General features: G+C 71.9%; 24 protein-coding genes. 5 read left to right on the top strand and 19 right to left on the bottom strand.

Annotation, left to right across the window (positions count from 1 at the left end; genetic code table 11):
* Window positions 1-64 precede the first annotated feature (64 nt).
* The gene (radA, locus tag MLUT_RS12360; protein ID WP_010079638.1) at window positions 65-1501 is read left to right on the top strand and encodes a DNA repair protein RadA; all 1437 of its coding nucleotides are present in this window, start codon (window positions 65-67) and stop codon (window positions 1499-1501) included.
* Window positions 1502-1514: 13 nt separating this feature from the next.
* On the opposite strand, the gene MLUT_RS12355 is transcribed toward radA, so the two are convergent.
* Complete coding sequence (locus MLUT_RS12355) at window positions 1515-2345, bottom strand: hypothetical protein (protein WP_012750699.1); 831 nt, start codon at window positions 2343-2345, stop codon at window positions 1515-1517.
* Between the two features lie 41 nt (window positions 2346-2386).
* On the opposite strand from MLUT_RS12355, the gene MLUT_RS12350 reads away from it, so the two are divergent.
* Window positions 2387-3319, top strand: coding sequence for an iron-sulfur binding domain-containing protein (locus tag MLUT_RS12350; RefSeq protein ID WP_174260669.1), 933 nt, complete (start codon window positions 2387-2389; stop codon window positions 3317-3319).
* A 37-nt stretch (window positions 3320-3356) separates the two neighbouring features.
* On the opposite strand, the gene MLUT_RS12345 is transcribed toward MLUT_RS12350, so the two are convergent.
* From MLUT_RS12345 to MLUT_RS12315, 7 genes are all read right to left on the bottom strand, one after another.
* The gene (locus tag MLUT_RS12345) at window positions 3357-3872 is read right to left on the bottom strand and encodes an amino-acid N-acetyltransferase (protein WP_010079641.1); all 516 of its coding nucleotides are present in this window, start codon (window positions 3870-3872) and stop codon (window positions 3357-3359) included.
* A 96-nt stretch (window positions 3873-3968) separates the two neighbouring features.
* Window positions 3969-4151: an Rv0909 family putative TA system antitoxin gene (locus MLUT_RS12340; protein WP_010079642.1), complete on the bottom strand. Its 183-nt coding sequence runs from the start codon at window positions 4149-4151 to the stop codon at window positions 3969-3971.
* A 325-nt stretch (window positions 4152-4476) separates the two neighbouring features.
* The gene (locus tag MLUT_RS12335) at window positions 4477-7032 is read right to left on the bottom strand and encodes an ATP-dependent Clp protease ATP-binding subunit (protein ID WP_010079643.1); all 2556 of its coding nucleotides are present in this window, start codon (window positions 7030-7032) and stop codon (window positions 4477-4479) included.
* Window positions 7033-7188: 156 nt separating this feature from the next.
* A complete protein-coding gene (locus MLUT_RS12330; RefSeq protein WP_370622427.1) occupies window positions 7189-7572 on the bottom strand; it encodes a histone-like nucleoid-structuring protein Lsr2 in 384 nt (127 codons plus the stop codon).
* Between the two features lie 83 nt (window positions 7573-7655).
* The gene (locus tag MLUT_RS12325) at window positions 7656-7895 is read right to left on the bottom strand and encodes a hypothetical protein (protein ID WP_002856071.1); all 240 of its coding nucleotides are present in this window, start codon (window positions 7893-7895) and stop codon (window positions 7656-7658) included.
* 1 nt (window position 7896) lies between these two features.
* Window positions 7897-9411, bottom strand: coding sequence for a lysine--tRNA ligase (gene lysS / locus MLUT_RS12320; protein WP_010079645.1), 1515 nt, complete (start codon window positions 9409-9411; stop codon window positions 7897-7899).
* A gap of 32 nt (window positions 9412-9443) precedes the next feature.
* Window positions 9444-10433 carry a 2-hydroxyacid dehydrogenase gene (locus tag MLUT_RS12315; protein ID WP_010079646.1) on the bottom strand — a complete coding sequence of 330 codons (990 nt, stop codon included), beginning with the start codon at window positions 10431-10433 and terminating at the stop codon, window positions 9444-9446.
* Window positions 10434-10601: 168 nt separating this feature from the next.
* Here MLUT_RS12315 and MLUT_RS12310 point away from each other — a divergent pair, with 168 nt between their 5' ends.
* Both MLUT_RS12310 and MLUT_RS12305 read left to right on the top strand, forming a co-directional pair.
* Entirely contained in the window at window positions 10602-12476 is a 1875-nt protein-coding gene (locus tag MLUT_RS12310) for an MDR family MFS transporter (protein ID WP_010079647.1), read from the top strand.
* On the top strand, window positions 12469-12978 hold the full coding sequence (locus tag MLUT_RS12305; RefSeq protein WP_010079648.1) for a MarR family winged helix-turn-helix transcriptional regulator: 510 nt from the start codon (window positions 12469-12471) through the stop codon (window positions 12976-12978). Before MLUT_RS12310 ends, MLUT_RS12305 begins: the two co-directional genes overlap by 8 nt.
* Before the next feature lie 40 nt (window positions 12979-13018).
* Here the strand turns inward: MLUT_RS12305 and MLUT_RS12300 are convergent, their stop codons facing one another.
* From MLUT_RS12300 to MLUT_RS12250, 11 genes are all read right to left on the bottom strand, one after another.
* Window positions 13019-15082 carry a M13 family metallopeptidase gene (locus MLUT_RS12300; protein ID WP_010079649.1) on the bottom strand — a complete coding sequence of 688 codons (2064 nt, stop codon included), beginning with the start codon at window positions 15080-15082 and terminating at the stop codon, window positions 13019-13021.
* 150 nt (window positions 15083-15232) lie between these two features.
* Window positions 15233-15715, bottom strand: a complete 483-nt coding sequence (locus MLUT_RS12295) for an SRPBCC family protein (RefSeq protein ID WP_010079650.1) — start codon at window positions 15713-15715, stop codon at window positions 15233-15235.
* Window positions 15716-15762: 47 nt separating this feature from the next.
* Window positions 15763-16461 carry a DNA-3-methyladenine glycosylase gene (locus tag MLUT_RS12290; RefSeq protein WP_010079651.1) on the bottom strand — a complete coding sequence of 233 codons (699 nt, stop codon included), beginning with the start codon at window positions 16459-16461 and terminating at the stop codon, window positions 15763-15765.
* Window positions 16458-17489, bottom strand: coding sequence for a pantoate--beta-alanine ligase (gene panC, locus MLUT_RS12285; RefSeq protein WP_010079652.1), 1032 nt, complete (start codon window positions 17487-17489; stop codon window positions 16458-16460). Before panC ends, MLUT_RS12290 begins: the two co-directional genes overlap by 4 nt.
* A 75-nt stretch (window positions 17490-17564) precedes the next feature.
* The gene (locus tag MLUT_RS12280) at window positions 17565-18263 is read right to left on the bottom strand and encodes a DUF3618 domain-containing protein (RefSeq protein WP_010079653.1); all 699 of its coding nucleotides are present in this window, start codon (window positions 18261-18263) and stop codon (window positions 17565-17567) included.
* A complete protein-coding gene (locus tag MLUT_RS12275; protein ID WP_010079654.1) occupies window positions 18260-18727 on the bottom strand; it encodes a phage holin family protein in 468 nt (155 codons plus the stop codon). The genes MLUT_RS12280 and MLUT_RS12275 overlap by 4 nt, the downstream gene beginning before the upstream one ends.
* Window positions 18724-19539, bottom strand: a complete 816-nt coding sequence (locus tag MLUT_RS12270; RefSeq protein WP_010079655.1) for an ATP synthase subunit B family protein — start codon at window positions 19537-19539, stop codon at window positions 18724-18726. The genes MLUT_RS12275 and MLUT_RS12270 overlap by 4 nt, the downstream gene beginning before the upstream one ends.
* 176 nt (window positions 19540-19715) lie before the next feature.
* The gene (locus MLUT_RS12265; RefSeq protein WP_010079656.1) at window positions 19716-20942 is read right to left on the bottom strand and encodes a glycerophosphodiester phosphodiesterase; all 1227 of its coding nucleotides are present in this window, start codon (window positions 20940-20942) and stop codon (window positions 19716-19718) included.
* A gap of 176 nt (window positions 20943-21118) precedes the next feature.
* Window positions 21119-22588 carry a GntP family permease gene (locus tag MLUT_RS12260; RefSeq protein WP_010079657.1) on the bottom strand — a complete coding sequence of 490 codons (1470 nt, stop codon included), beginning with the start codon at window positions 22586-22588 and terminating at the stop codon, window positions 21119-21121.
* A gap of 39 nt (window positions 22589-22627) precedes the next feature.
* A complete protein-coding gene (locus MLUT_RS12255) occupies window positions 22628-24130 on the bottom strand; it encodes a CoA-acylating methylmalonate-semialdehyde dehydrogenase (protein ID WP_010079658.1) in 1503 nt (500 codons plus the stop codon).
* A 31-nt stretch (window positions 24131-24161) separates the two neighbouring features.
* A complete protein-coding gene (locus tag MLUT_RS12250) occupies window positions 24162-25067 on the bottom strand; it encodes an NAD(P)-dependent oxidoreductase (protein ID WP_012750697.1) in 906 nt (301 codons plus the stop codon).
* A gap of 127 nt (window positions 25068-25194) precedes the next feature.
* Between MLUT_RS12250 and MLUT_RS12245 the strand changes: the two genes are divergently transcribed.
* Complete coding sequence (locus tag MLUT_RS12245) at window positions 25195-26070, top strand: LysR family transcriptional regulator (RefSeq protein ID WP_231936622.1); 876 nt, start codon at window positions 25195-25197, stop codon at window positions 26068-26070.
* The last annotated feature ends 19 nt before the right edge of the window (window positions 26071-26089 follow it).

The following is a 26089-nucleotide window of genomic DNA, read 5'->3' as shown; positions in this document are numbered from 1 at the left end:
CGGTCGACGGCGGGGCCGTGCGCGGGCCGGTTAACGCGTCCGCCCCGGCTCCTAGAGTGGGCGCATGGCCACCAAGACCGCCCCGAAGCGCGCCCCCGGATACCGCTGCACCGAGTGCGGCTGGACCACCGTGAAGTGGGTCGGCCGCTGCGGGGAGTGCCAGTCGTGGGGCACGGTCGAGGAGATCGGCCTGACGTCCACCACCGGCCGCACGCGCGCGGCCACGGTCGCGGAGGTCGCGCCGCGCATCGCGGACGTGGACGCCACGCTGGCCTCGTTCCGCTCCACGGGGGTGCGCGAGCTGGACCGCGTGCTCGGCGGCGGCCTCGTGCCGGGCGCGGTGATCCTGCTGGCCGGCGAGCCGGGCATCGGCAAGTCCACGCTGCTGCTGGACGTGGCCGCCCAGACGGCCCGCGGCGCGGGCGGCGGCGGTCCACGCTCGGTGCTGTACCTGACGGGCGAGGAGTCGGCGGCCCAGGTGCGCTCTCGGGCAGACCGGATCGGGGCGATCGCGGACACCCTGCGTCTGACGGCGGAGACGGACCTGGGCCGGGCGCTGGGGCAGATCGAGCGGACGGACCCGGAGCTGGTGATCGTGGACTCCGTGCAGACCCTGCAGTCCACCGAGGTGGACGGGATCGCCGGGGGCGTCAGCCAGGTGCGCGAGGTGGCGGCCAGCCTCATCCGCACGGCCAAGGAGAAGGGGATCACCACGGTCCTGGTGGGCCACGTGACGAAGGACGGGACCATCGCGGGTCCGCGGCTGCTCGAGCACCTCGTGGACGTGGTCTGCCAGTTCGAGGGGGACCGCCACTCACGGCTACGCCTGGTGCGTGCGGTGAAGAACCGCTTCGGACCCACGGACGAGGTCGGCTGCTTCGACCTGAGGGAGGACGGCATCGAGTCCCTGGACGACCCCTCCGGCCTGTTCCTCTCGGGCGTCTCGGAGCCGGTCGAGGGCACGTGCGTGACGGTGACGCTCGAGGGCCGGCGCCCGCTCGTGGCCGAGGTGCAGTCCCTGCTCACCCCGTCCGCCGGCGGCAGCCCGCGCCGCACCGTCTCCGGCGTGGACGCGGCGCGCGTGAACATGCTCCTGGCCGTGCTCCAGCGCCGGGCCCGTTTCGCCCTCGCCCAGGACGACTGCTACGTGGCCACCGTGGGCGGCGTGCGACTCTCGGAGCCCGCCTCGGACCTGGCCGTGGCCGTCGCCGTGGCCTCGGCGAAGCTCTCGGCCCCCGTCCCGCAGGGGATGATCGCGGTCGGCGAGCTCGGGCTGGCCGGGGAGGTGCGCCCCGTGCCCGGCATCGGGCGACGGGTGCGCGAGGCCGCGCGGCTGGGCTTCACCCGCGCCCTGGTCCCCCGCTCCCCCGAGCCGCTCGGGGACGTCCCGGCGGGCTTCACGGTGGCGGAGGTCGGCTCGATCGGCGAGGCCCTCGCCACGATCCCCACGTGGACGGGCGGCGGCCCGGCCGCGCATCCGGATGCCGGCCCCGGCCGCTGACGGCGCGCCCGGCTCAGCGAGACGGCGACGGCGACGGGTCGGTGGTCGTGGCCGGTGCCGCGGACGGCGAGGCCGACGCCGAGGCTGAGGCCGACGCAGGAGCTGAGGCGGACGCCGACGGGGAGGCGCTGCCGCTCGAGGAGGGGGTGGCCGAGGAGCTGCCGTCCTGGGCCCCCGGGGCGAGCTCCTCGAGGATCTTCAGCGCGACGGGGCGGGAGGTGACGTCGCCGAGGCTGACCGTCAGCAGATGGGGCCCGGGCTCCGCGAGAGCGCCGAGGCGGCCGCAGTCCTGGCTCGAGGCGCGGCCGGACCAGCGGTATACGGCGGTGAGCTCCTCGTGCGGGTACAGCACCCGCTGGGCCTCCGCGGGGTCCGCCTGGCAGATGCGGGTGGAGAAGACGTCGTCGCCCTCGGCCGTGCGGATCGTGAACTCCTGCCGGGCCGTGCCCACATCCGTGCGGCAGGGGGTCGAGGAGAGGTTCGTGATGCCCAGGCGCAGCTCGGCCTCCTCCCCCCGCTGGTACTCGGACCGGTCCGCGGAGGCGGCGATCCGCAGGTCCGAGGGCTGGCACTCGGCCGCGTCCTCGACGGCCACGGTGGGCGAGGCGGAGCCGGACTCGGCGTCCGTGGCCGGGGCGGGCGACGGGGAGTGCACCGGCGTCGGGGCGGCGGAGGGGTCGGCGTCCTCGGAGGAGAAGGCGCCGATCCCGGCACGGACGAGCGCCACGACGGCCCACCCCACCAGGATCAGGAGCACGAGGGCGAGCAGGGCGGCCACGAGCCGCCGGCGGCGGTAGACGGCGGGGGACGGCTTCGACCCGGGGGAAGTCGGACGAGACGGCATGCGATCCAGGGTAGGCGGCGGCGCACCCTACAGTGGACGTCATGCCCGCGCCCGCCCCCCTCGTCCCGCCCACGGTGGACGTGCCGCGCCTGCACGACGCGGTGCTGGGGTGGTTCGCCGTCCACGCCCGGGACCTGCCCTGGCGCAGCCCGGACTGCTCCCCGTGGGGTGTGCTCGTCTCGGAGATCATGCTCCAGCAGACGCCGGTCGTGCGGGTGCTGCCCCGCTGGCGGGAGTGGCTGGAGCGCTGGCCGACCCCCGCTGACCTGGCCGTCGCCCCCACCGCAGACGTGCTCACGGCCTGGGACCGGCTCGGCTACCCGCGCCGGTCCCTGCGCCTCCAGGAGGCCGCCCGGGCCGTCGTCGAGCGCCACGACGGCCGGGTGCCGGCCGACCCCGCCGCCCTGCGCGCCCTGCCCGGCATCGGCGAGTACACGGCCGCGGCGGTCGCGAGCTTCGCGTTCGGCGTCCCCGAGACCGTCGTGGACACCAACGTGCGCCGGGTGATCGCGCGCGCGGTCGCGGGTGAGGCCCTGCCCGGCAGGTCGCTGACCCGCGCCGAGATGCGCCGCGCCCAGGCCCTCATGCCCGAGGACCCCGCCCGCGCCAACGCGTGGAACGCGGCCGTCATGGAACTCGGGGCCCTCGTCTGCACCGCGCGCTCCCCCGCCTGCGACCGCTGCCCCCTGGCGGAGACGTGCGCGTGGGTCGCGGCGGGCTCCCCGCCGCCGGTGGAGGTGCCGCGCGGCCAGACCTGGGCCGGCACGGACCGTCAGGTGCGCGGGGCCGTGATGGCCGCCGTCCGCGAGCACGGGCGCGTGGCCGAGGCGGAGGTGCCCGCCGTCGTCGTGGCCGGGGGGCGGCTCGGGTCGCACCGCCCCGACGACGCGCAGTGGGCGCGGTGCGTCGCCGGGCTCGTGTCGGACGGGCTGCTGGCCCGGGACGACGACGGCGGCCTCACCTTCCCGGCCTGACCTCGCCGGGGCACGGGGCGGCCCGCGGTGCGGCGGCTCAGAGGCGGCGGATCATCCGCGTGTTGCCGAGCGTGTTCGGCTTGACCCGGGCGAGGTCCAGGAACTCGGCGACGCCCTCGTCCGTGGAGCGCAGCAGTTCCGCGTAGACCTCCGGGTCCACGGCGGACTGGTCCGCCATCACCTCGAAACCGTGCCGGCGGAAGAACTCGACCTCGAAGGTCAGGCAGAAGACCCGCTCGACGCCCACGGCCCGCGCACGGTCCAGCAGCTCCTCGATGATCAGGTGCCCGACGCCGGCCCCCCGGTGGGCCTCCGAGACGGCGAGGGTGCGGACCTCGGCGATGTCCTGCCACATCACGTGGAGGGCGCCGAAGCCGGCCAGGGTCCCCTCCGGCTCCTCGGCGACCACGAACTCCTGGATGGCCTCGTAGTAGGCCACCGCCTCCTTCTGGAGCAGCACGCGCTCCCGCGCCAGCGGCTCCACGAGCGCCTGGATGACCGGGACGTCCTGGGTCCGCGCCGAGCGGAGGGTGAGGGGGCGGTCGGCAGGCATGGGGTCCAGTCTAGGCACGGACATCCCCGCCCCGGACAGACGGGAGCCCCCGTCCCGGCGGACCGGGCGGGGGCTCCCGCGGCGTCGACGGCAGGCTCAGGCCTGCTGCTCGCCCTCGTCCCCGGACAGGAACTTCTCCTGCGCGACGTCGACACCCTTGTTCACGGTGTCGCCGTGCTCGCCGAGCTTGTCGCCGTGCTGCTCCTGAGCGTTGTCCACGGCCTCGTTGATCTTGTCCGAGTGCTGGTTTGCGAGGTTGTTCAGGTCACCGATACCCATGAGCGGCCTCCTTCTTCTCGGGGCTGCTCCGCGGCCGTCCCGGCGAGCGCCGGGCCGAAGCGGAGACAGGACCACCGTCGAGCGGTCACAGACCACAGTGGCACCGATCCCGCCGCGAGGGAACCCCTCTCGCGCCTGCGGGGAGGCGGGCCGGTTCAGCGGTCCTTCGAGAGGCCGTCCTTGATGCCGGCGGCGGTGTCGCGGACCTCGTCGCCGGCATCCCGTGGGGGCACGCCGACGGCCCGCCGCCTCCTCCCCGAGGGGAGGGGCGACGGGCCGTGGGCACCGGACGCGCGGTCCGGCGTCGTGGGTCAGGCCCCGCAGGTCACACGGAGCGGTCGGCGTCCACCGGATCGCCAGCACCGGACTCGAGCTCGGCCAGGTCCGCGCCCTCCAGGGCCTCCCGGCCGCCGGAGAACGTGAACGTCAGCTCGGCGCCCTCCCCCTCGCCCGTGGCGTCCACGGTGATGAGGGAGCCGGCCGGGATCTCACCGAAGAGGATCTTCTCCGAGAGCTGGTCCTCCACCATCTGCTGGATGGTGCGGCGCAGCGGGCGGGCACCCATGGCCGGATCGTAGCCGCGGTCCGCGAGCAGGTCCTTGGCGGACTGGGTGAGCTCGATGGACAGGTCCTGCTCCGCCAGGCGGCGGCCCAGGCGGGCGACGAACAGGTCCACGATCTCCACGATCTCGTGCTTCTGCAGCTGCGGGAACACGATCACGTCGTCCACACGGTTGAGGAACTCGGGGCGGAAGTGCTGGCGCAGTTCCTCCTTGACCTTGCCCTTCATCCGCTCGTACCCGGTGGTGGTGTCCGTGGCCGACTGGAAGCCGGTCATGACGCCCTTGGAGATGTCCCGGGTGCCGAGGTTCGTGGTCATGATGATCACGGTGTTCTTGAAGTCCACCACACGGCCCTGCGAGTCGGTCAGGCGACCGTCCTCGAGGATCTGCAGCAGGGAGTTGAAGAGGTCCTGATGGGCCTTCTCCACCTCGTCGAACAGCACCACGGAGAACGGACGGCGGCGGACCTTCTCGGTGAGCTGGCCGCCCTCCTCGTAGCCCACGTAGCCGGGAGGGGCGCCGAACAGACGCGAGACGGTGTGCTTCTCCTGGAACTCGGACATGTCGAGCGTGATGAGCGCGTCCTCGTCCCCGAAGAGGAACTCCGCGAGGGACTTGGCCAGCTCCGTCTTGCCGACGCCGGTGGGGCCGGCGAAGATGAACGACCCCGAGGGGCGGTTCGGGTCCTTCAGGCCCGCGCGGGTGCGGCGGATGGCGCGGGACAGGGACTTGATGGCCTCGTCCTGGCCGATCACGCGGCGGTGGAGCTCGTCCTCCATGGTGCGCAGGCGGTCCGTCTCCTCCGCGGTGAGCTTGAACACCGGGATGCCGGTGGACTTGGAGAGCACCTCGGCGATGAGGTCCTCGTCCACCGTGGCGACGTCGGCATCGGCGCCGGTGCGCCACGCCTGCTCCTTCTCGCGGCGCTCGTCCTCGAGCTGCTGCTCCTGGTCCCGCAGGCGGGCGGCGCCCTCGAAGTCCTGGCCGTCGATGGCGGCCTCCTTCTGGGTGCGCACCTCCGCGATCCGGGACTCGTAGGCCTTGATCTCCGGCGGCACGGTCATGCGACGGATGCGCAGACGCGCGCCGGCCTCGTCGATCAGGTCGATGGCCTTGTCCGGCAGGTGCCGGTCGGAGACGTAGCGGTCCGCCAGGCCGGCGGCGGCCTTGAGCGCGCCGTCGGTGATGGAGACCTTGTGGTGCGCCTCGTAGCGGTCCCGCAGGCCGCGCAGGATCTCCGTGGCGTCCTCGACGGACGGCTCGGCGACCTGGATCGGCTGGAAGCGGCGCTCGAGCGCGGCGTCCTTCTCGATGTGCTTGCGGTACTCGTCCAGCGTGGTGGCGCCGATGGTCTGCAGCTCGCCGCGGGCCAGCATCGGCTTGAGGATGCTGGCAGCGTCGATCGCGCCCTCGGCGGCGCCGGCGCCCACGAGGGTGTGGATCTCGTCGATGAACAGGATGATGTCCCCGCGGGTGCGGATCTCCTTGAGCACCTTCTTCAGGCGCTCCTCGAAGTCGCCGCGGTAGCGGGAGCCCGCCACGAGGGAGCCGAGGTCCAGCGAGTAGAGCTGCTTGTCCTTGAGCGTCTCCGGGACGTCGCCGCGCTCGATCGCCTGGGCGAGGCCCTCGACGACGGCGGTCTTGCCGACGCCCGGCTCACCGATGAGCACGGGGTTGTTCTTGGTGCGGCGGGAGAGCACCTGCATGACGCGCTCCATCTCGCCGGCGCGGCCGATGACCGGGTCCAGCTTGCCGTCGTGCGCGGCCGCCGTGAGGTTGCGGCCGAACTGGTCCAGCACCACGGAGCCCGCGTTCTGGCCGGCCTCGCCGCCCTGGCCGACGCCGGCGCCGGCGGTCTCCTTGCCGCCCTGGCCGCCGCCCTGGTAGCCGGAGAGCAGCTGGATGACCGTCTGGCGCACGCGGTTCAGGTCCGCGCCGAGCTTCACGAGCACCTGGGCGGCGACGCCCTCGCCCTCGCGGATCAGGCCGAGCAGGATGTGCTCCGTGCCGATGTAGTTGTGGCCGAGCTGCAGCGCCTCGCGCAGGGACAGCTCCAGCACCTTCTTGGCGCGCGGGGTGAAGGGGATGTGGCCGGGCGGGTTCTGCTGGCCCTGGCCGATGTCCTCCTGCACCTTCTCTCGCACGGCGCCCAGGGAGATGTCCATGGACTCCAGTGCCTTGGCTGCGACGCCCTCACCCTCGTGGATCAGTCCGAGCAGGATGTGCTCGGTGCCGATGTAGCTGTGGTTGAGCATGCGCGCCTCTTCCTGGGCGAGCACGACCACCCGACGGGCGCGGTCGGTGAATCTCTCGAACATGGGCACACTCCTTGCGTACGGTCGTGGTCGACACTACGCACCCGGACCGCGTGCCGCGCGGCTGTTCGCCAGCGGGAGAAGCGGCCCGGCCGTCGTCGGGAGGGGCAGGAACGAGGCCCGGGGACGCCGATTCCTCGACGCACCCGGGCGGGGCGCTCACTTGCGCTTCGCGTTGCGGTAGGCCTCCACCACGTCGCGGTGCAGACGGCCCCGGCTCGAGACCTCGAAGCCGTTCTCGGCCGCCCACTTGCGGATCTGGGCGGCCTCGACCTTGGGCGACGGCGGTGCCACGGCGCGGCCCTTCTTCATGTAGGGCTTCAGGAACTCACGGAGTTCCGCGGCGTGCTCCTTCGACAGGTCGATCTCGTAATTGCGACCGTCCAATGCGAAGTTCACGGTCTCATCTGCAGGCGAACCGTCAAGATCATCCACGAGGACCATTTCTACCTTCTGTGCCAACGGTGATTCCCACTTTCTTCTCTCGTGCGCGTGTCCCTGGGTTCCGGTCTTCGCTCTCGGGCTTCTTCCCCGCGTGCTCACGATTCCGGCCGTGCACTTGTGGTGATTCAAGAATACCGCAACAAAGCCGGGCAGAAGGATTCTTCAACGCCGGGGAAGAAATCTCAGCGGGCGCGGTCCTCCGGATCGGCCTCCGGCCCGCCCTCGGCTCGGCGTCGGGCCGCCCACTCACGGGCCTCGGCCTCCTCGCGGGCCGCCCGCGCGTCCGCGCCCGAGAGCCGGCGGGCCTGACTCTCGCGCTCGCCCGTGTCCGAACGCAGCAGGGAGCGCATCACCAGCCAGAAGATGAGCCCGAGGCCGATCGAGGGGGCGAGGACGGAGAAGTAGTCCCAGAAGTCGGCCATGTCAGGCCTCCGGCTTGAGCAGCGGGAAGAGGATGGTCTCGCGGATGCCGGCGTCCGTGAACAGCATCACCAGGCGGTCGATGCCCAGGCCGATGCCGCCCATGGGCGGGGCGCCGTATTCGAGGGCGCGCAGGAAGTCCTCGTCCAGCTGCATGGCCTCGTCGTCGCCGGCGGCCGCCATCGCCGACTGGGCGGTCAGGCGCTCACGCTGGATGACGGGGTCGATCAGCTCGGAGAACGCGGTGCCGCGCTCCATGCCGCCGATGATCAGGTCCCACGCCTCGATGACCCGGTCGTCCGAGCGGTGCGGGCGCGCGAGCGGCTGGGCGGCCGGCGGGTAGTCGTACACGAACGTGGGGTTCATCAGGGTGGGCTCCACGATCTCACCGAACAGCTCGATCACGAGCTTCTCCGCGTCCCACGCGGGGTCCACCTTGACCTCGTGCTCCGCGGCGATCGCCCGCAGCGTCTCGGCGTCCGTGTCCGGGGTGATCTCGCGGCCCACGGCCTCGGACAGCCCCGGGTACACGGCGACCCAGGCCCACTCGCCGTCCAGGTCGATGACGCCCTTCGCGGTCTCGAGCCGACGCCCGGCGCCCACCGCGTCCGCGGCGTTGAGAATGATCTCCTGCATGCGCTCGGCCATGACGTGCATGTCCGCCCACGCCTCATAGGACTCGAGGGTGGTGAACTCGGGCGAGTGGGTCGAGTCCACGCCCTCGTTGCGGAACACGCGGCCGATCTCGAACACGCGGTCGATGCCGCCGACGACGGCGCGCTTGAGGTACAGCTCGGTGGCGATGCGCAGGGTCATCGGCTGGTCGAACGCGTTGAGGTGCGTCTCGAAGGGACGCGCGAGAGCGCCGCCGTGGACGAGCTGGAGCATCGGGGTCTCCACCTCCACGTAGCCGTGGCCCTCGAGGGTGCGCCGCACCGCCGAGGTGACCTTGGCGCGGGTGTAGACCATGCGGCGGGCCTCCTCGCGCACGATCAGGTCCGCGTAGCGCTGGCGGACGCGGGTCTCCTCGTTCAGGTCCGCGTGCAGCACGGGCAGGGGGCGCAGCGCCTTGGAGGCCATCTCCCATGCCGAGGCCATGATGGACAGCTCGCCGCGGCGCGAGACGATCACCTCGCCGGTGACGGAGAGGAAGTCGCCCAGGTCCACGACCTTCTTCCACTCGGCCAGGGACTCCTCACCGACGGCGGCCAGGGACACCATGACCTGGAGGCGGACGGCCTCCCCGTCCGCGCCGGACTCCTGCAGGGTGGCGAAGCAGAGCTTGCCGGTGTTGCGGAGGAAGACGACGCGCCCGGTCACCGACACGGTCTCGCCCGAGGCCCAGTCGGGCTCGTGGCCGTCGAACCGCTCACGCACCTCGGCCAGCGCGTGAGTGCGCGGCACCTGCACGGGGTAGGCCTCACGGCCCGAGGCGAGCAGCTGCTCACGCTTGGCGGCGCGGACGGCCTGCTGATCGTGGTGGTCGACGGCGGCGGAGGCGGAGTTCTGGGTGGTCACGGTCCCCGAGTCTACCGACGGCGCCCCGCCGGTCAGCCGCGCACCTCGGGGTTGACGAGGGCCGGGACCTCCGCGCCCGTGGCCATGGCGATCGCGTTGCGCGCGGCCAGCTCGGCCATTGCGGCGCGGGTGTCCCGGGTGGCGGAGCCCAGGTGCGGCAGGAGCATCACGTTCTCCAGCTCGGCCAGGCCCGGGGCCAGGGCGGGCTCATCCTCGTAGACGTCCAGGCCGGCGCCGAAGAGCCGACCCTCGCGCAGGGCTGTGACGAGGGCCACCTCGTCCACCACGGGCCCGCGGGCCGTGTTGACGAGGACGGCGTCGTCCTTCATCTTCGCGATCACCTCCGCATCCACGAGGTGGTGTGTGTCGTCCGTCAGGGGCACGTGGAGGGAGAGGACGTCCGCGACCTCGACGAGCTCCTCCCAGCGGACCTGACGGACGCGGCCGGCGAGGTCGCCGAGCTCCTCGGCCGCCACCTCCCGGTGCGCGGGAGGCCGCGGCGCGAACACGACGTCCATGCCGAAGGCGAGCGCGCGCTCGGCCACCGCCTTGCCGATCCGCCCGAAACCGGCCAGGCCCAGGGTCGCGCCGCGCACGTCCCTGCCCACGAGCAGGTCCGGCGCCCAGCCGTGGAAGCGCCCCTCGCGCACCATCCGCTCACCCTCGTGGGCGCGGCGGGTCACACCGAGGATCAGGAGCATCGCGATGTCCGCGGTGGCGTCCGTGAGCACGTCCGGGGTGTTGCCGACGGCGATCCCCCGCCGCGTCGCGGCGGCCACGTCCACGTTGTTGTAGCCGACCGCGTAGTTGGCGATGCCCCTGATCCGCGCGTCGGCGAGCACGTCGGCGGTGAACTTCTGGTCCAGGGCCGAGACGACGACGTCGTAGTCCCCCGAGGCCACCAGCCGCGCGAGCGCGGCGTCCCCTCCGACGTCGGCGCCGTCCACCACCTCTCCGGCCGCGCGCAGCATCCCGAGCCCGGGCTCGGGGAGGCGGGTCATGAGCAGGAAACGGGGGGTCACGGCAGGGCCTCACTCTCGGATCGGGCCGGGGAGGACGGGGCGTCGTCCGGCGTGACCAGGCTAACCGCGGATGGCGGGTGCAGCCCGGGGCGACGCCCCTTATGATTGACTCTCGTCAATCATTGACTCATGTCAATCACCGCGCCGCCCCTCCCGCCGAAGGACCCCATGACCCCGACCTCCCCCGCCCCCGAGGCCGTCGCGCCGGCCGGCGCCCCCTCGCTCGAGCGCGCCGCCGCCGACGCCGCGCGCCACCGCTCCGTGCTCCAGGCCCTGACCGGCCTCCTGCTGGGCATGTTCGTCTCGATGATCGCCAACACGGTGGTCTCGACGTCGATGCCGGTGATCATCCACGACATCGGCGGCGACCAGACCGCCTACACCTGGGTCATCACCTCGGCCCTGCTCGCCACGGCCATCGCCACCCCGATCTGGGGCAAGCTGGCCGACCTCGTCAACCGCAAGGTCCTCTTCCAGCTCGCCCTGGTGCTCTTCGTCGCCGCCTCCGCGGCGGCCGGCTTCACCCACGACCCGACCTTCCTGATCGTCTGCCGCACCGTGCAGGGCCTGGGCGGCGGCGGCCTCGCCGCACTCAGCCAGGTGATCATGGCGGACATCATCAGCCCGCGTGAGCGCGGCCGCTACATGGGCCTGTTCGGCGCCGTGATGGCCGTGGCCACGGTGGGCGGCCCGCTCGTCGGCGGCGTGATCACCGACCTGTGGGGCTGGCGCTGGAACTTCTTCGTGGCGGTGCCCTTCGCCGTCGTCGCCCTGGTGATGGTGCAGCGCACCCTCCACCTGCCGCACCGCGAGCGCCAGAAGGTGTCCATCGACTACCTCGGCATCGTGTTCCTGACCGTGGCCACCGCGCTGCTGCTGATCTGGGTCACCAGCGCCGGCCGCGACTTCGACTGGGCCAGCACCACCACCGCGTGGATGCTCGGCGGCGTCGCCGTCGCCACCATCCTGTTCGTCGTGACCGAGCTGCGCGTCGCCGAGCCGCTCATCCCGCTCACCCTCTTCCGCGACCGCACCTTCACCCTCGCGACGATCGCCTCGATCGCCACGGGCCTGGCCATGTTCGGCTCCTCCGTCTACCTGGCCCAGTACATGCAGCTGGCCCGCGGAGCGACGCCGACCCAGGCCGGCCTCATGACCATCCCGATGATCCTCGGCCTGCTCGTGTCCTCCACGGTGATCGGCGGCCTCATCACCCGCACCGGCGTGTGGAAGCGCTGGCTCGTGATCGGCGCCGTCCTGCTGATCGCCGGCACCGCCCTGCTCGGCACCCTGCACTACGACACCTCGTTCTGGCTGGTGTCCCTCTACATGTTCCTGCTCGGCGCCGGCGTCGGCATGACCATGCAGAACCTCGTGCTCGTTGTGCAGAACACCACGGACCCGCGGCAGATGGGCGTCGCCAGCTCCGGCGTCACCTTCTTCCGCACCCTGGGCGGCAGCATCGGCGTCGCCGTGATGGGCGCCGTGGTGTCCAACGTGGTCCCGGACCGCATCGAGGAGCGCCGCGCGGACCTCGCCGCGGCCCTGCGCAGCCTGGGCCCGGACGCCGCCGAGTGGTCCGAGAGCCTCAAGTCCAGCACCCTGCCACGCGTGGCGGAGATGCCCGACGGCCTGCGCTCGATCTTCGAGGACGTCTACGCCACCGGCATCTCCCACGCGTTCCTCGTGGGCGTGCCGCTCGCGATCGTCGCGCTGATCGCGATCCTGTTCCTGCCGAACATCCCGCTGGGCCGCATGACCACCTCCGAGCGCCTCCACGCCACCCGCGCCGACCTGGCCACCCACTCCACGGCCGAGGCCATGCAGACGCTGCCCGCGACCGGTCCGATCCCCGTGGTGACCGCGGCGCAGGGGCAGCATCCGGCCGAGGACCCGGAGGAGTCCCGGGCGGTGACGGCCGAGCGCCCGGCGACGGCGTCGCCGGTGGCCGGCCGGCCCGTCGTCCCCGCGGCACTGGCCGTGGCAGGGACGGCCCTGCTGGCGGCCGTCGTCACCGCGCTGGTCCAGGCCCGCCGTGGCTGACGGCGCCCCGGGCCCGGGCAGAGGCGGCGACGACGCGGGCTTCGAGGCCGCCGTCCAGGGGCTCGAACAGGCGTTCTCGCGTCTGGTCCTGCAGCACCGCCAGGTGATGGCCCGCTACGCGGCGGCCCTCAGCCCGGCCCTGTCCGTCGGGGCGATGAAGGCGTTCATGATGCTGGCCAACGAGGGGACCATGACGCCCTCGGCCGTGGCCGAGGGCATGCTGGTGGACCGCGCCCAGGTCTCCCGTATGGTCCGCGACCTCGAGGCCGCCGGGCTGATCACCCGCGAGCCGGACCCGCGGGACCGCCGCTCCGCCCTCCTGAGGGCCAGCCCCGAGGGGCTCGCCCGCCTCGACGCGGTGCGCGGCGGCCCGGCGGGTCGCGGGCTGCGCGACGACCTGGCGCGCTGGGACCGCGCGGACATCCGGACGCTGACGCGCCTGCTGGACCGGCTGGCCGCCGAACGGCAGACCCGGATGCAGGACCCCGCCGAGTCCGAGTGAGCCGCCGGCCGGACCCGCGGGGCCCGGCCGGCGTGCGGGATCACCAGATGGTGACCCGCTCCTCCGGGGCCAGCCACATGGGGTCCCCCTCGCGCGTGCCGAACGCCTCGTGGAAGGCGTCGATGTTCTTGACCACCTGGTTGCAGCGGAACTCGTTGGGCGAGTGCGGGTCCGAGGCGATGCGGGTGACCATGGCCTCCGGTCGCGTGAGCTGACGCCACACGGTGGCCCAGGCGGTGAAGAACTCGCGGTCCCCCGCCGCGGCGTCGAGGGAGGCGCCGTCGCCCTCGTCCCGCCAGATCTCCAAGGCGCGGTGGGCGATGCCCAGGCCGCCGAGGTCGCCGATATTCTCCCCCAGGGTGAACTCGCCGTTGACGCGGTGGTCCGGGGCCTCGGCCGGGGAGAGCGCGTTGTACTGGGCCACCAGCCGGGAGGTGCGCTCGGTGAACGCCGCGCGGTCCTCCTCGGTCCACCAGTCCTCGAGCCGGCCGGCGCCGTCGTACCGCGAGCCCTGGTCGTCGAATCCGTGGCCGATCTCGTGGCCGATCACGGCGCCGATCGCCCCCAGGTTCGCGGCCATCGAGGCCTCGGGGTCGAAGAACGGGGGCTGCAGGATGGCGGCCGGGAAGACGATGGCGTTCTCGAGCGGGGAGTAGTACGCGTTCACCGTCTGCGGCGTCATGTGCCACTCCTCCGGGTCCGGCCCGTCCGCGATCTTGCGCAGGTCCCGCTCCCACTCGAGTTCCGAGGAGGAGCGGGCGTTGCCCAGCAGGTCGCCGGCGTGGACCTCGAGGGCGGAGTAGTCGAGCCACTTCGAGGGGTAGCCCACCATGGGGCGAAACATCGCCAGCTTCTCGAGCGCCCGCTGACGGGTCTCCTCCCCCATCCACTCGAGCTCCTCGATGGACCGGCGGTAGGCCTCCCGGAGCAGGCCCACGAGCTCGTCCATCGCGGCCACGTGACCCTGCGGGAAGTGGCGGGCCACGTAGAGCTGCGCCACGTCCTCGCCGGCCGCCCCGTTGACGAACGCGACCGCGCGCTTCCAGCGGGGACGGACCTCCTCGGTGCCGGCCAGGCGGCGTCCGTAGAAGGAGAAGTTCTCCTGCACGAACGCGTCCGGCAGGAACCCGGCGAAGGAGCGCAGCACCTGCAGGATCAGCCAGTATCGCCAGTCCTCGAGGTCGGCGGCCTCGGGGCCCTCGAGCAGCTCCTGCACACCGGAGAGGAAGTCCGGCTGCCACACCACGACCTCCGCGGCGCGCTCGCCCGCGGCGTCCACGCCCTCGAGCCAGGCGTCGGCCAGGGGGAAGAGCTCCGTCAGCCGGTCGTGGGTCATGAGGTTGTAGCGGGCCACGGCGTCCCGGGTGCGGACCACGTCCCAGTGCAGGGCGGCGATGCGCTTCTCCAGCTCCACCACCCGGGCGCCCAGCGCGGCAGCCTCGTCCCGGTCCGCGCCGATCCCGGCCAGTGCCAGCAGGCGGCCGGTGTGCTCGGTGTACTGCGCGAGGATCTCGGCGTAGGCCTCGTCCCGGTAGTAGGACTCGTCCGGCAGGCCCAGGCCGCCCTGGAGCAGGTGCAGGAGCATGCGGTCCGGGTTCCCGGCGTCGTTGAGGGCGCCGGTGTTGATGAGGCCGGAGACGCCCTGGCGCTGCAGTAGCCCGGACAGGGTGAGCAGGTCCGCGGGGGTGGACACGGTGGCCACCGCCGCCAGGTCCGAGGCGATCGGCTCGAGGCCGCGGGCCTCCACGGTCTCGTCGTCCATGAAGGAGGCGTACAGCGCGGCGATCCGGCGCTTGAGCTCCGGATGCTCCGTGCCCTCCGCGTCCTCCTCGTCCAGCGGGGCGAGTGGGGCGTCCCGATGCGCACCGGCCGCCGCCGTCGCCTGCACACGCGCCTGGGCGGGGTCGAAGCCCGTGCCGACCTCGCGCACGGCGTCCTCGCACAGGTGCCGGACGGCGAGCTCGGCCGCATCCCGCAGCTCGAGGAACGCGCCGTAGGCGCCCTGGTCCGCGGGGATCTCGTGGGTGTCCATCCACCCGGCGTTGACGTGGCGGTACAGGTCCTCGCGCGGCGACGGGACTTCGGGCTCGGCGGTGGCGGTCACGGCGGATCCTCCTGGACGTGGGGGGTGGGACGGTCTCGCACGGCACTCTAGCCGTGACACCGGACACGACGACGGGCACGCACCCTGGTCGGGTGCGTGCCCGTGGTCGTGGGGACGGCCGAGCCGGGGGCCGCCGTCGGGAGGCGGGGGTCAGCCGACCTCGGAGGCCAGCTTCGCGAGCGACTCCTCCATCTGCTCTTCGGAGACCATCGGGAAGAGGTTCTTCTCCAGCAGCTCCGGGTCGGTCACGGCGGTCCAGTCGTAGGTGAGGGACACGTCCGTGCTGCCGGAGCCGTTGTCCTCGAGCCGGTAGACCCACTGCCAGCCCTTGGGCTCGGTGCCGGCGGGGGCGGTCTTCCAGCCGACCAGCTTGTTCGGGTCGTAGGCGACCACGTGGTTGTCGGTCTGGTAGTCGCCACCCATGTGCTCCGCGTGCATGTTCATGGTGAACACGTCGCCGACCTTCTGGATGCGCTGGGTCTTGTCGTCCGACTGCACCATGCCCGAGCCGTCGAACTTCGCATGGTTCGCGGGCAGGGTCAGGAAGTCGAACACGTCCTTGGCGGACGCGTCGATGGTCCGGGTGACGGTCTGCTGGGTCTCGCCGTGGGCGGTCTTGTTCATCTCGGTCATGGGATCAACCTAGGCACGGGGCCGGGGCGGTCGACAAGGTCTGAAGCTCAGTCCGGCACGTTGCGGCCACGCCGGAACGCGGACACGCTGCGGTGGCCGGCCACGCTGAACCGCCACGGGAAGCGCACGGAGCCGCCCTCCCCCGAGACGCCGACGCGCGGGCCCGTCACGACCTCGATCGGCGGGTCGGCCGGATCGCGGGGCGCGGGCGGGGCCAGGAGGAAGCGGGCGGGCGCGGCCGGCGCGGCGAGGCGGGCCGAGGTGCCGCCGTCGTCGGCCACCTCCGGCGGCGCGGCGACGATCTCCACGGGCGCGTGGCCCATCTCCAGGGTGATGCCGAGGCCCTGGCCGAGGTTGCCCGGACCGGAGAGCAGCTTGGGGCCGGTGTCCCGGCCGCGGCGGGCCACCGCGAGGTCCCCTCCCGCGAGCACCTCGGCCGCACGCAGCAGCACACCGCCGGCCTCCCCCTCGGGGTGGCCCACCAGGTTCAGGCAGCGGTGGATCCCGTAGTTCAGGTACACGTACGTGCGCCGCGGCGGCCCGAACAGCGCGGCATTGCGCTCGGTGCGACCGCGGAACGAGTGGGCGCCGGGGTCTGCGCCCGCGTTCCCGTACGCCTCGGTCTCGGTCAGCCGCACGGTGACGGCGCCGTCCGGGGCGACGACGGTCAGCCGGCACCCCAGCAGCGTCGCGGCGAGCGCGGGCGAGGGGCCGTCGAAGGCGCCGGCGAGACGCTCCGGGGTCACGGCAGCGGCCCCGCGGCGGGCAGCACCATGGTGTCGATCAACCGGACGGGCGGCACGTGCGCGGCCACGAGGGCGAGGGCCTCGCGGCGCAGCGGCTGGCACAGCAGCTCCGGACCGAGCTCGGCGAAGGTGTCCCGGTCCACCACCACGAGGTGGTCCAGCTCGACGCCCGGCTCGTCCTCGACCATCCGGCGCGCGGCCTGGACGTCGACGGGCTCACCGGCCGCCGCGGCGTCGGCCAGGGAGCGCAGGGCGCGGCTGAGGACGAGCGCGTGTTCCAGGCCCGCGGCGTCCAGGCGGGTGTTGCGGCTGGAGAGCGCGAGGCCCTCGGGCGAGCGGACGATGGGTACGGCGCGGACGTCGACGTCGATGTCGAGGTCCGTGGCCAGGCGGCGCAGGACGGTGAGCTGCTGCGCGTCCTTCTGGCCGAAGTAGCTGCGCAGGGCCGGCACCGCCGGGCGCGCGATGTTCCACAGCTTCGCCACGACGGTGGCCACGCCGTCGAAGTGGCCCGGGCGGGAGGCGCCCTCGAGCACTTCCCCCATGCGGCCGGCGGAGACGGTGACGATCGGCGCGTCCGGGTAGCCCGGGTACATCTCCTGCACGTCCGGGGCGAACACGACGTCGGCACCCGCCGCCGCCAGCAGGTCCAGGTCCGCGTCGAGGGTGCGCGGGTAGTGCTCCAGGTCGGCCGGATCGCCGAACTGGAGCGGGTTCACGAAGATGCTGACCGCGACGACATCGTTCTCGGCGCGGGCCCGCCGCACCAGGGCCGCGTGGCCGCCGTGGAGGGCGCCCATCGTGGGGACCAGGCCGACGGTGACGGGCTCGGCGTCGCCGTCGTCCGTGGCATGGGCGACGAGCTCACGGAGAGCCGAGCGCATCTCGGCGACGGTCCGGGCCAGACGCGGGCGCGCGGAGACGCCGTCGGCCTCGGACTCCACGGGAGCGGGGAGGGCGTCCTCGAGGGTGAGGCCGGTGCCGGCGGGGACGGGACGCTGGTCGGGGACGCGGTCGAGAGGGGTCACCGTCCGAGTCTAGGCACGGGGCCGACAGGGTCCGCCAGCGGGCACAACACCGGCCGGCGTCGTGCTCGGGTCGGATCAGGCGTTCTTCGCCGTGTCCTTCACCTGGCGGGCGGCGTCCTGGGACTCCGCCTTGAGGTCCTGCGCCGTGTCCGTGCCCTGGTCCTTGAGGTGGGAAGCGGCCTCAGCGGCCGACTCCTTCACGCTCCCGGCGGCCTCGCGGGCGGCGGGCTCGAGGTCCTCGCGCAGCTGCTGGACGGCCTGCTTGGCCTCGTCCACCAGCGGGGCGGCCTGGTCCTTGAGGCCCTCCGCGGCGCGCTGCTCCACTCGCGAGGCGGGGATCAGCGAGCTGAGCAGCAGGCCGGCGCCGAAGGCGATCACCCCGGCGGCCAGTGGGTTGCCCGCAGTGCGGCCGCGCAGCTGAGCCGGGGCCTGGTGCAGGGCGTGCTGGGCGTCGTCGGCCCACTCGGACACGCGGTCGCCCGCCTCGCCCAGGCGGTCCTGGGCCTGGCCGGCCGCGCCGTACGCGGAGGCCTGGGCGTCGTCGAGCACCCCGTGGGCACGGTCGCCCAGCGAGGGCTCGTGGCGGTGCTGCTCGGGGGAGCCCATGATGTTCTCCTTCGCGTGGATGAAGCCGTCCTTGATGCGGTTGGTCTGCCGGGACACGGCCTTCGTGGGGCTCACCTTCTCGGCGAGGGCGTCCACGTCCTGGCCGAGCTCGCGGCGCGTGCGCTCGATGTCGGCGCGGATCTCATCGGGGTTGTTGCTCGTGGTCATCGCGTCTCCTTCGCGGGGTTCAGGGTCTCGGGGATCTCCTGAAGCGTCTCCTGGGTCTGCGGCAGACCCTTGATCTTCTCGATGTCCTTCTTGCCCTGCACGGCCAGCACGGCCGCGACGACGCCCCACAGCACGGCCACGATCAACGCGGCCCAGCCGATCGGCAGGAACACGTCGAGCAGGTGCATCAGGGCCAGGGACAGGAACATCAGCAGGAAGAAGCCGCCGACGGCGGCGCCGGCCAGCAGGCCCGCCCCCCTGCCGGCCTTCTTCGCGGACTCGGTGGCCTCGGCCTTGGCCAGGGCGATCTCCTGGCTGACCAGCCTCGACAGCTTGGCCGACAGGCTCTGGAACATCTCGCCGAGGCTCTCGTGCTCGGCGCGGAACTCCGCCTGCGTGGGCGGCGGGGTGTGCGCGCCGGAGTGCGGCGTCGCGTCGCGGAACGATTCGTGGGCGGTGCTCATGCGTCACCCCCGGGCCGGGTCTGGTCGAACGGCCGCTCGGCGGTCAGGCCCTGCTGGACCGGCGCCTGCGTGCCGTACGGGGTGTCTCCGACGCCGGCCGCGCGACGGGGCCCGGCACCGCTCGCGACGCGGCCGTCGGCCTGGGCGAGCGAATCGCTCGAGTAGGCCGGGGCCTGCGAGTCCAGGTGGTGCGGAGTCACGTCCGCGTGCACCGCCTCCGGACGGGTCTCGTGACGGCGCGGCGCGGTGGAGGCGGCGGAGTCCGGCTGGGCGGCGTCGCGGATGCCGCGCGTCAGTCGACCGGCCACCAGCCCGGCGCCCAGGGCGAGGGCCAGGAACGTGCCCGGGCGGCGAGCGGCGAAGCCGCGCACGTCCTGCAGCAGGTCCTGCGGGGACGCGGTCTCCAGGCGCTGCGTCAGGGCCTCGGCACGGTCCGCCACCGAGGCGACGCCTTGGCGCACCAGGTCGGTCTGCGGCTGCTCACCGGAGACCACTCGGTGCAGGTCGTCGGTGTAGCTGCGCATCTGGCCCGCGAGCCGCTCCTGCTGGGTCTGCACCTGCGCGCCGGCCTGCTCCTGGGCGGAGCCGACCAGCGACTGCACCTGGTCAGCGGCCTCGTCCTTCACCTGGCCGGCCTCGTGCTTGGCGGTGGCCGCGAGGTCCTGGGCCTTGTCCTTGGCGTCGTGGGCCACGGCCTTCGCCTGGCCCTGGGCCTCGCCCGCGGCCTGCTGGGCCTTGTCCTTCGCCTGGTTCTTGGCGTCACGGCCCTCGGCTGAGGAGCCGTGGGCGTTCTTCGGCGTGTTCGTCGTCATGCTGTGCCTTCCTTCGTCCGGGTCGGCGGCCCCTCGTGGCCGACCCTTCTGGCCGTCCACGTCACCGGGCCCACCGGTCTTGAGGGCCAAGGTAAGCACCGCGACGGAGGCGCCGGAAGACCTCGGGCCCGCCGGGGTCGGCCGGCGCGACGGCGTCGTCTCCGGTCAGGACGGGGTCAGCGCCCCTGCAGGCCCCGCTGGGCGGTCTTGCCGACGCCCCGGCCCGGGTGCTCCTTCTTGCCCTGCATCCAGGTGTCCACGGCCTGCACGCCGAGGTCGGGGGGGTCGGTGAAGAAGCCGTCGATGCCGGCGTCGAGGAACGGCTGGATCATGCCGACCATGTCGCCCTGCGCGTTCGGGTCCGTGGAGGAGCGGAACTCCGTGTAGAGGAACTGGTTCTCGGCGCGGAAGGTGTACGGCACCACCTCGAGGCCCGCGCGGTGGGCGAGGGAGACGAACGCGGTCTCCTCACCCATCGAGCCGTCCTTCTGCTTGGTGATGATCTGCGCGAAGGCCGGGCCGAGCGTGTCGACGCCGGCCGCGCGGACCTCGCGCATGCCCGCGGCGGTCGCGTAGAAGTCGTAGTCGCGGACGGTGTCGCCGGCGGCCACGGAGTCGTAGGGCGCGCCGTTGACGCTGGACAGGAACACCGTCTCGGCCTTGAGGCCGAGGTTCTCGTTGAGATCGCGCAGGTTGGCGAGCTCGAAGGACTGCACGGTGGCGGGGGCGTTGCGCTTGTTCAGGCCGTGCTCGTCGAGCAGCTCGACGACGCGCTCCTCCATGGACAAGCCGATGGAGTCGAAGTAGGTGGGGTGCTTGATCTCGGGGATGACGCCGATCTGCCGGCCGTGCCGAGTGGAGAGGCGCTCCCGCAGTTCGAGCACCTCCTCGAAGGTGGGCACCTGGTACCGGCCGTCGTAGGACGCGGACTCGGGGCGGACCTGCGGCAGGCGCTCCTTGGCGCGCAGGGTCTTGAGCTCGGCGAGGGTGAAGTCCTCGGTGAACCAGCCGGTGAGGGCCACGCCGTCGACGACCTTGGTGGTCTTGCGGTCCGCGAACTCGGGTCGCTGGGCGACGTCCGTGGTGCCGTCGATCAGGTTCTCGTGGCGGACCACGAGCACGCCGTCCTTGGTGGCGACCAGGTCCGGCTCGATCACGTCCGCGCCCTGGGCGGCGGCCAGCTCGTAGGCGGCCAGGGTGTGCTCGGGGCGGTAGCCGGAGGCGCCACGGTGGCCCACGACGCCGGGGCGCACCACGGGCTTGCCCGCGACGGACTGCGCGGCAGCCGGGGCCTCCGTTGTGGCGGGGGCGGCGGCGGCCGGGGCGGCCAGCGGGGCGCTGACGGCGACGGCGGCGGCGAGGGCCACGAGGCCGCGGGCGGCGTGACGACGGACGGAGGTCATGGAACGGTCCTTTCCGGGAGGGGGATGACCGCTCCAGTGGGCCAGATCCGGGTGTCGACCGGGTGGCCCCCCACCGGCCACAGACGGCCCGTCCGGTGAACAGCCGGTGACGGTTCCGGGCGCGGCACGGTCACGCGCGGTGCCGCGCCCGGCCGCGGGGACGGATCGGATCGGCGTCAGGCGACGGCGAGTGCCCCCAGGATGATCACGGCGACGGCCAGTACGGGGATCACGAGCGTGATCACCGCCACGTCCTTGTACGACTCGCGGTGCGTCATGCCACACACGAGGAGCAGAGTGATCACGGCCCCGTTGTGGGGCATCGAGTCGAGTCCTCCGGATGCCATTGCGGTGACTCGGTGGAGCAACTCGAGGCTGTAGCCCTGCTCGACCGCCAGAGATCGGAGGTCCTCGCCGATGGCGTTCAACGCGATCGTCATGCCGCCCGAGGCCGAACCCGTGATGCCGGCGATGACCGAGGTGGAGATCGCCGTCGCCGCCAAGGCATTCATGCCGGGGGCCAGGATGCCGTTCTTGACGATGGCGAAGGCCGGCAGAGAGGCGATGACCGCCCCGTAGCCTACCTCCGACGCGGTGCTGAAGATGGGCACCAGTGACCGCTGGGCGCCGACGATGAAGTTCTCCCAAATCACACGCAGATGGCGGACGTTGAGCAGGACGATGATCGCCACGGCGGCCAGCAGGGCCGAGAGGACGGCCCAAACCGCGGACCGGCTGGCCAGAGTGGCCCCACCGTACTTCTCCTCCTGGAGATAGCCCCAGTCCATGGCCGGGAAGACAACTGTCGTCGCGAGCAGGTTGACCACAAAGACCGCCAGGATCGGCAAGAAGGGCAGCAGCGCGTTCCGTGGCTCCGGAAGGAGCACCTCCCCGGCCTCGGACTCTCTCACGAGAGTGCCGACGGCGGCGTCGCCGGTCGAGCCGGCTGCCTTTCCCGCGTCAGCCTCGCCCACGCCCGCCGCCCGCTCCAGATCGGTCAGGTGACCGAACCGTTCCCCAGCCGCGACCAGCCGTCCGACCCGGAAGTGCAGCCACACCATGCCGAGGCCGAGCATCAGGACACTTCCCACCACGCCGACGATCGGCGCGGCAAACGTGCCTGTGCCGAAGAACTGCCCCGGGATGATGTTCTGGATCTGGGGTGTCCCCGGGAGGGCCGTCATCGTGAAGGTCAGGATGCCCAGCGCGATCGTGGCCGGGATCATCCGCCGGGGCAGGTCAGCCATGCGGAAGAGTTCCTTCGCGAGGGGGAACATCACGAACACGGCCACGAACACACTTACGCCGCCATACGTCAGGATGGCGGCGGTGAACACCGTCGCCAGGATGGCTCGCTGAGGGCGCAGCCACCGGGTGATGACCTGGGCGACGGCGCGGGCGTACCCGGTGATCGACATCAGCCGTCCGAAGATCGCTCCGGTCACGAAGATCGGGAAGTAGCTGGTGATGAACTTGCCCAGCGCGGGCATGAAGATGTCCGTGTATGTCGCCAGGAAGGGCGCCCCCGAAAAGACCATCGCCACGGCGGCGCACACCGGGGCCGCGATGACCACCGAGGTCCCCCGGTAGGCCATGGTGATGAGGAGGAGCAAGGAGAGGATGATGCCCAGGAATCCGATGATCATGGAGTGTTCATCTCACGAGGTTGTCAGTGAGCCGACGGCTCAGTGGGAGGGGAACCCGAGGTCGACTTGGGACTCGCTGGCCTCGGGCCAACGAGAGGAGACGACCTTTCGCCGGGTGTAGAAGTTGAACCCCTCGGGGCCGTACATGTGCGTGTCCCCGAACAGCGAGTCCTTCCAGCCTCCGAAACTGAACGAGCCCACCGGGACGGGGATCGGGATGTTCACCCCGACCATGCCGACTTCGATGTCGTACTCGAACGAGCGCACGGTCTTCCCATCGCGGGTGAACACCGACGTGCCGTTCGCGAACCGGTTCTCGTTGATCAGGTTGACCGCGTCCTCATACGTGTCCACGCGCACGATCGCCAGCACGGGGCCGAAGATCTCGTCGTCGTAGACCTTCATGCCCGGCCGGACATGGTCGACGATGCTGGGCCCAATGAAGAAGCCCTCGGTCGGCACGTCGTGGGTCCTCCCGTCCAGCACGAGCGTTCCACCCTCCTGCGCGGCGCTGTCCACATAGGACGTGACCCGCTCCAGCGCGTCGCGGGTGATGAGCGGGCCCATATCGGCTTCGGGCTGGTCGCCCGGACGGACGACGAGTGCCCGGGCCAGTTCCGTGACCCGGTCGACGAACTGGTCGCCGATGTCGCCCACCACCACCGCCACCGAGATCGCCATGCAGCGCTCGCCGGCAGAACCGAAGGCGGCCGAGACAGCCGCGGCGGCCGCGCTCTCGAGGTCGGCGTCCGGCATGACGACCATGTGGTTCTTGGCCCCGCCCAAAGCCTGAACGCGCTTCCCCTCGTTCGCGGCCGTCGTGTAGATGTGATGGGCCACCGGCGTCGAACCCACAAAGGAGACAGCCTTGACCTGCGGGTGGCTGAGGAGCGCGTCCACCGCCTCCTTGTCGCCGTGGACGACATTCAGGATGCCCTCAGGCAGGCCCGCCTCCAGAAAGACCTCAGCCAGCCAGTTGGCGGCTGAAGGGTCGCGCTCGCTCGGCTTGAGGACGACGGCGTTGCCGGCAGCGATCGCCGTGGTGAACATCCAGAGCGGCACCATGGCAGGGAAGTTGAAGGGCGTGATGCACGCAACCACCCCCACCGGCTGCCGGATCTGCTTGACGTCGACACCGTCGGCCACCTGCTCGGCGAACTCTCCCTTCATGTGATGCAGGAGCCCGGCGCAGAACTCGACGTTCTCCATCCCCCGCGCGATCTCGCCGAGTGCGTCGGAGTGGACCTTGCCGTGTTCTCTCGTGATGATCCGAGCCAGCTCGTCCTTCCGCGCGTCGATGATTTCCCGGGCCCGAAACATGATCTTCGAACGCTTCACCAACCCGACGCGCCGCCACTCCCGCTGTGCGCGCACCGCGTCCCGCACGGCTTCGTCGACCCGGGACGACGGCGCCTGGACGAGCTCAGCGATCTGCTGGCCCGTCGCCGGGTTGTAAACGGGGGTGGTGCGGTCGCCGCCCCGAGCCTTCCCCCCGATGAAGTGTTCGATGACGGTGGTCTTTCCTGCGGACATGGTGGTCATGCTCAGCTCCTGCGTGTATGCGTGGAATCGTTCAGATCTCGGCCTGGCTCTTGCCAGGCGTCACGTACTTCACGACGAGGGTGCAGTCCTTGTCACCCAGACCTTCGTCACGTAGCCGGTGCAGTTGCTCTTGGGCGAGAGACGCCGCCTCGAGGTGAAGGCCGGCGGCCTTTCCCGCATCCACCGCCAAGGTGACGTCCTTGATGGCCAGGTCCGCTCGGAAGCTGGCCTCGAAGTTGTTGTTGGCGGCGGCACTCGGAACGACCCCCGCGACGGGATACCACGTCTGCTGCGACCAGGACATGCCGGATGAGGCCGTCGTGATCTCCCAAAAGGTCTTCGGGTCCAGTCCCAGATGTTTCGCGAGCTGGGACCCTTCGGACGCCGCCATCTGCGTGATGAACAGCATCATGTTGTTGGCGATTTTGGCGGCGATGCCCGCCGTCGGCCCGCCCGCGGCGAACGCCTTGCCCGACATCGGCTTCACGTGCTCCAGGGCTTCGGCGACATCGGCCTCGCTTCCGCCGATCATGAACGCGAGGGTCGCGGCAGCGGCCCCGGACGTGCCCCCGCTCACCGGGGCATCGACGAAGCGCACGCCATGCTTGGGCGCTTCCTCGTGACACCAGCGGGACGTCTCGATGTCCACGGTGGACGAGTCCATGATGAGCGTCCCCGGACGGGCGTTGCTGAACACCCCGCCGTCCTGGGAGAGCACGTCGCGCACGTGCTGGCCCTTCGGAAGCATCGTCACCACCACGTCGGCGTCGGCGACGGCCTCCGCAATGGAGCCGACGACGTCCACGCCCACCCTTCGCGCGTCCTCCCGGGCCGCGTCACTCAGGTCGTACCCGCTGACTGCATGGCCGGACGCGACCAGGTTGCCAGCCATGGGCGCGCCCATGTTCCCGAGTCCAATCCAAGCGAAACGAGTCATCTCAATCCAGCCTCCTACGTTGCCGTGCTGTGGTGCAGCTCACACTAAGGGCGGGTCCGTGTGGGTATCAATGCATCTGCGAGAGGGGAAATTGCACAGATGATGTGCGTTCGTGCATCATCAGCCGATGGAGCGCTGGAAAGCCGTCACCCAGATGGAAGGGCTGGTCACCCTCCTCCTCGTCGTCCGAGAGGGTCGCCTCGATGCAGCTGCAGAGGAATTGCAGGTGAATCGGACGACGGTCACACGCCGCTTGAAGGCGCTCGAGGCGGCCCTGGGCGGCCGGGTCGTCGTCCGGGGTCCTGCAGGGATGGAGGTGACGCCACTGGGCGAGAAGGCGCTCGCTGCCGCGCGCGCGCTCGAAGCCGCCGTGGAGCCTCTGACGGGTCGGCACCGAGGCGACCTTCACGGGGTCATCCGTCTCGGAGTTCCAGAGGCGTTCGCCGTGGCATTCGCGGCGCCGAGCATCGCCGAGCTCCAAGCCGCTCATCCCCGCCTGCAGGTCCAGATCCGGACGAACCCGGCGCGGGGCCGCATGTCACACACGGACCTGGACATGGTGGTCACCGTCGGCCACCCCGGGCAGTCCCGTGCCCTGACCCGCTTCCTCCGCGACTACGAACTCCGGCTCTACGCATCCGAGGACTACGTCCGACGGCACGGTGCTCCACAGGACCTGGCCGACCTGGGTGACCACCCGCTCGTCTATTACGTGGAGACGGAACTGAGCACCGAATCCCTGGACGCCGCGCGCGAGTCGCTTCGACACATGCGGACCGGTGCCAGCTCGACCAGTGTCATGGCCCAAGTGGCGGCGACCCGGGCCGGGGCCGGCATCGGGCTGCTGCCCGACTTCTGCGCAGGCGATGACCCCGACCTGGTCCCCATCCTGCCGAACGTCTTCCGCCACCGGATGGAGTACTGGCTCATGGTCACGGTCGAGGCATGGCGCAATCCGACGGTCCGCGCTGTGCACGAGCGCCTAGCCCTGCACCAGTCCTGACGTGCTCCAGCGCCGCGCC

The organism is Micrococcus luteus NCTC 2665 (assembly GCF_000023205.1).
Taxonomy (GTDB): Bacteria; Actinomycetota; Actinomycetes; order Actinomycetales; family Micrococcaceae; genus Micrococcus; species Micrococcus luteus.
The sequence above is the reverse complement of the archived record's forward strand: the minus strand, read 5'-3'. Positions and strand labels throughout refer to the sequence as shown.

What these genes read in the sequence shown, in the direction of transcription:
- radA (WP_010079638.1), top strand. Translation starts at nt 65, where the DNA reads ATGGCCACCAAGACCGCCCCGAAGCGCGCCCCCGGATACCGCTGCACC.
- MLUT_RS12355 (WP_012750699.1), bottom strand. Translation starts at nt 2,345, where the DNA reads ATGCCGTCTCGTCCGACTTCCCCCGGGTCGAAGCCGTCCCCCGCCGTC.
- MLUT_RS12350 (WP_174260669.1), top strand. Translation starts at nt 2,387, where the DNA reads ATGCCCGCGCCCGCCCCCCTCGTCCCGCCCACGGTGGACGTGCCGCGC.
- MLUT_RS12345 (WP_010079641.1), bottom strand. Translation starts at nt 3,872, where the DNA reads ATGCCTGCCGACCGCCCCCTCACCCTCCGCTCGGCGCGGACCCAGGAC.
- MLUT_RS12340 (WP_010079642.1), bottom strand. Translation starts at nt 4,151, where the DNA reads ATGGGTATCGGTGACCTGAACAACCTCGCAAACCAGCACTCGGACAAG.
- MLUT_RS12335 (WP_010079643.1), bottom strand. Translation starts at nt 7,032, where the DNA reads ATGTTCGAGAGATTCACCGACCGCGCCCGTCGGGTGGTCGTGCTCGCC.
- MLUT_RS12325 (WP_002856071.1), bottom strand. Translation starts at nt 7,895, where the DNA reads ATGGCCGACTTCTGGGACTACTTCTCCGTCCTCGCCCCCTCGATCGGC.
- MLUT_RS12310 (WP_010079647.1), top strand. Translation starts at nt 10,602, where the DNA reads ATGACCCCGACCTCCCCCGCCCCCGAGGCCGTCGCGCCGGCCGGCGCC.
- MLUT_RS12295 (WP_010079650.1), bottom strand. Translation starts at nt 15,715, where the DNA reads ATGACCGAGATGAACAAGACCGCCCACGGCGAGACCCAGCAGACCGTC.
- MLUT_RS12280 (WP_010079653.1), bottom strand. Translation starts at nt 18,263, where the DNA reads ATGACCACGAGCAACAACCCCGATGAGATCCGCGCCGACATCGAGCGC.
- MLUT_RS12275 (WP_010079654.1), bottom strand. Translation starts at nt 18,727, where the DNA reads ATGAGCACCGCCCACGAATCGTTCCGCGACGCGACGCCGCACTCCGGC.
- MLUT_RS12270 (WP_010079655.1), bottom strand. Translation starts at nt 19,539, where the DNA reads ATGACGACGAACACGCCGAAGAACGCCCACGGCTCCTCAGCCGAGGGC.
- MLUT_RS12265 (WP_010079656.1), bottom strand. Translation starts at nt 20,942, where the DNA reads ATGACCTCCGTCCGTCGTCACGCCGCCCGCGGCCTCGTGGCCCTCGCC.
- MLUT_RS12260 (WP_010079657.1), bottom strand. Translation starts at nt 22,588, where the DNA reads ATGATCATCGGATTCCTGGGCATCATCCTCTCCTTGCTCCTCCTCATC.
- MLUT_RS12255 (WP_010079658.1), bottom strand. Translation starts at nt 24,130, where the DNA reads ATGACCACCATGTCCGCAGGAAAGACCACCGTCATCGAACACTTCATC.
- MLUT_RS12250 (WP_012750697.1), bottom strand. Translation starts at nt 25,067, where the DNA reads ATGACTCGTTTCGCTTGGATTGGACTCGGGAACATGGGCGCGCCCATG.
- MLUT_RS12245 (WP_231936622.1), top strand. Translation starts at nt 25,195, where the DNA reads ATGGAGCGCTGGAAAGCCGTCACCCAGATGGAAGGGCTGGTCACCCTC.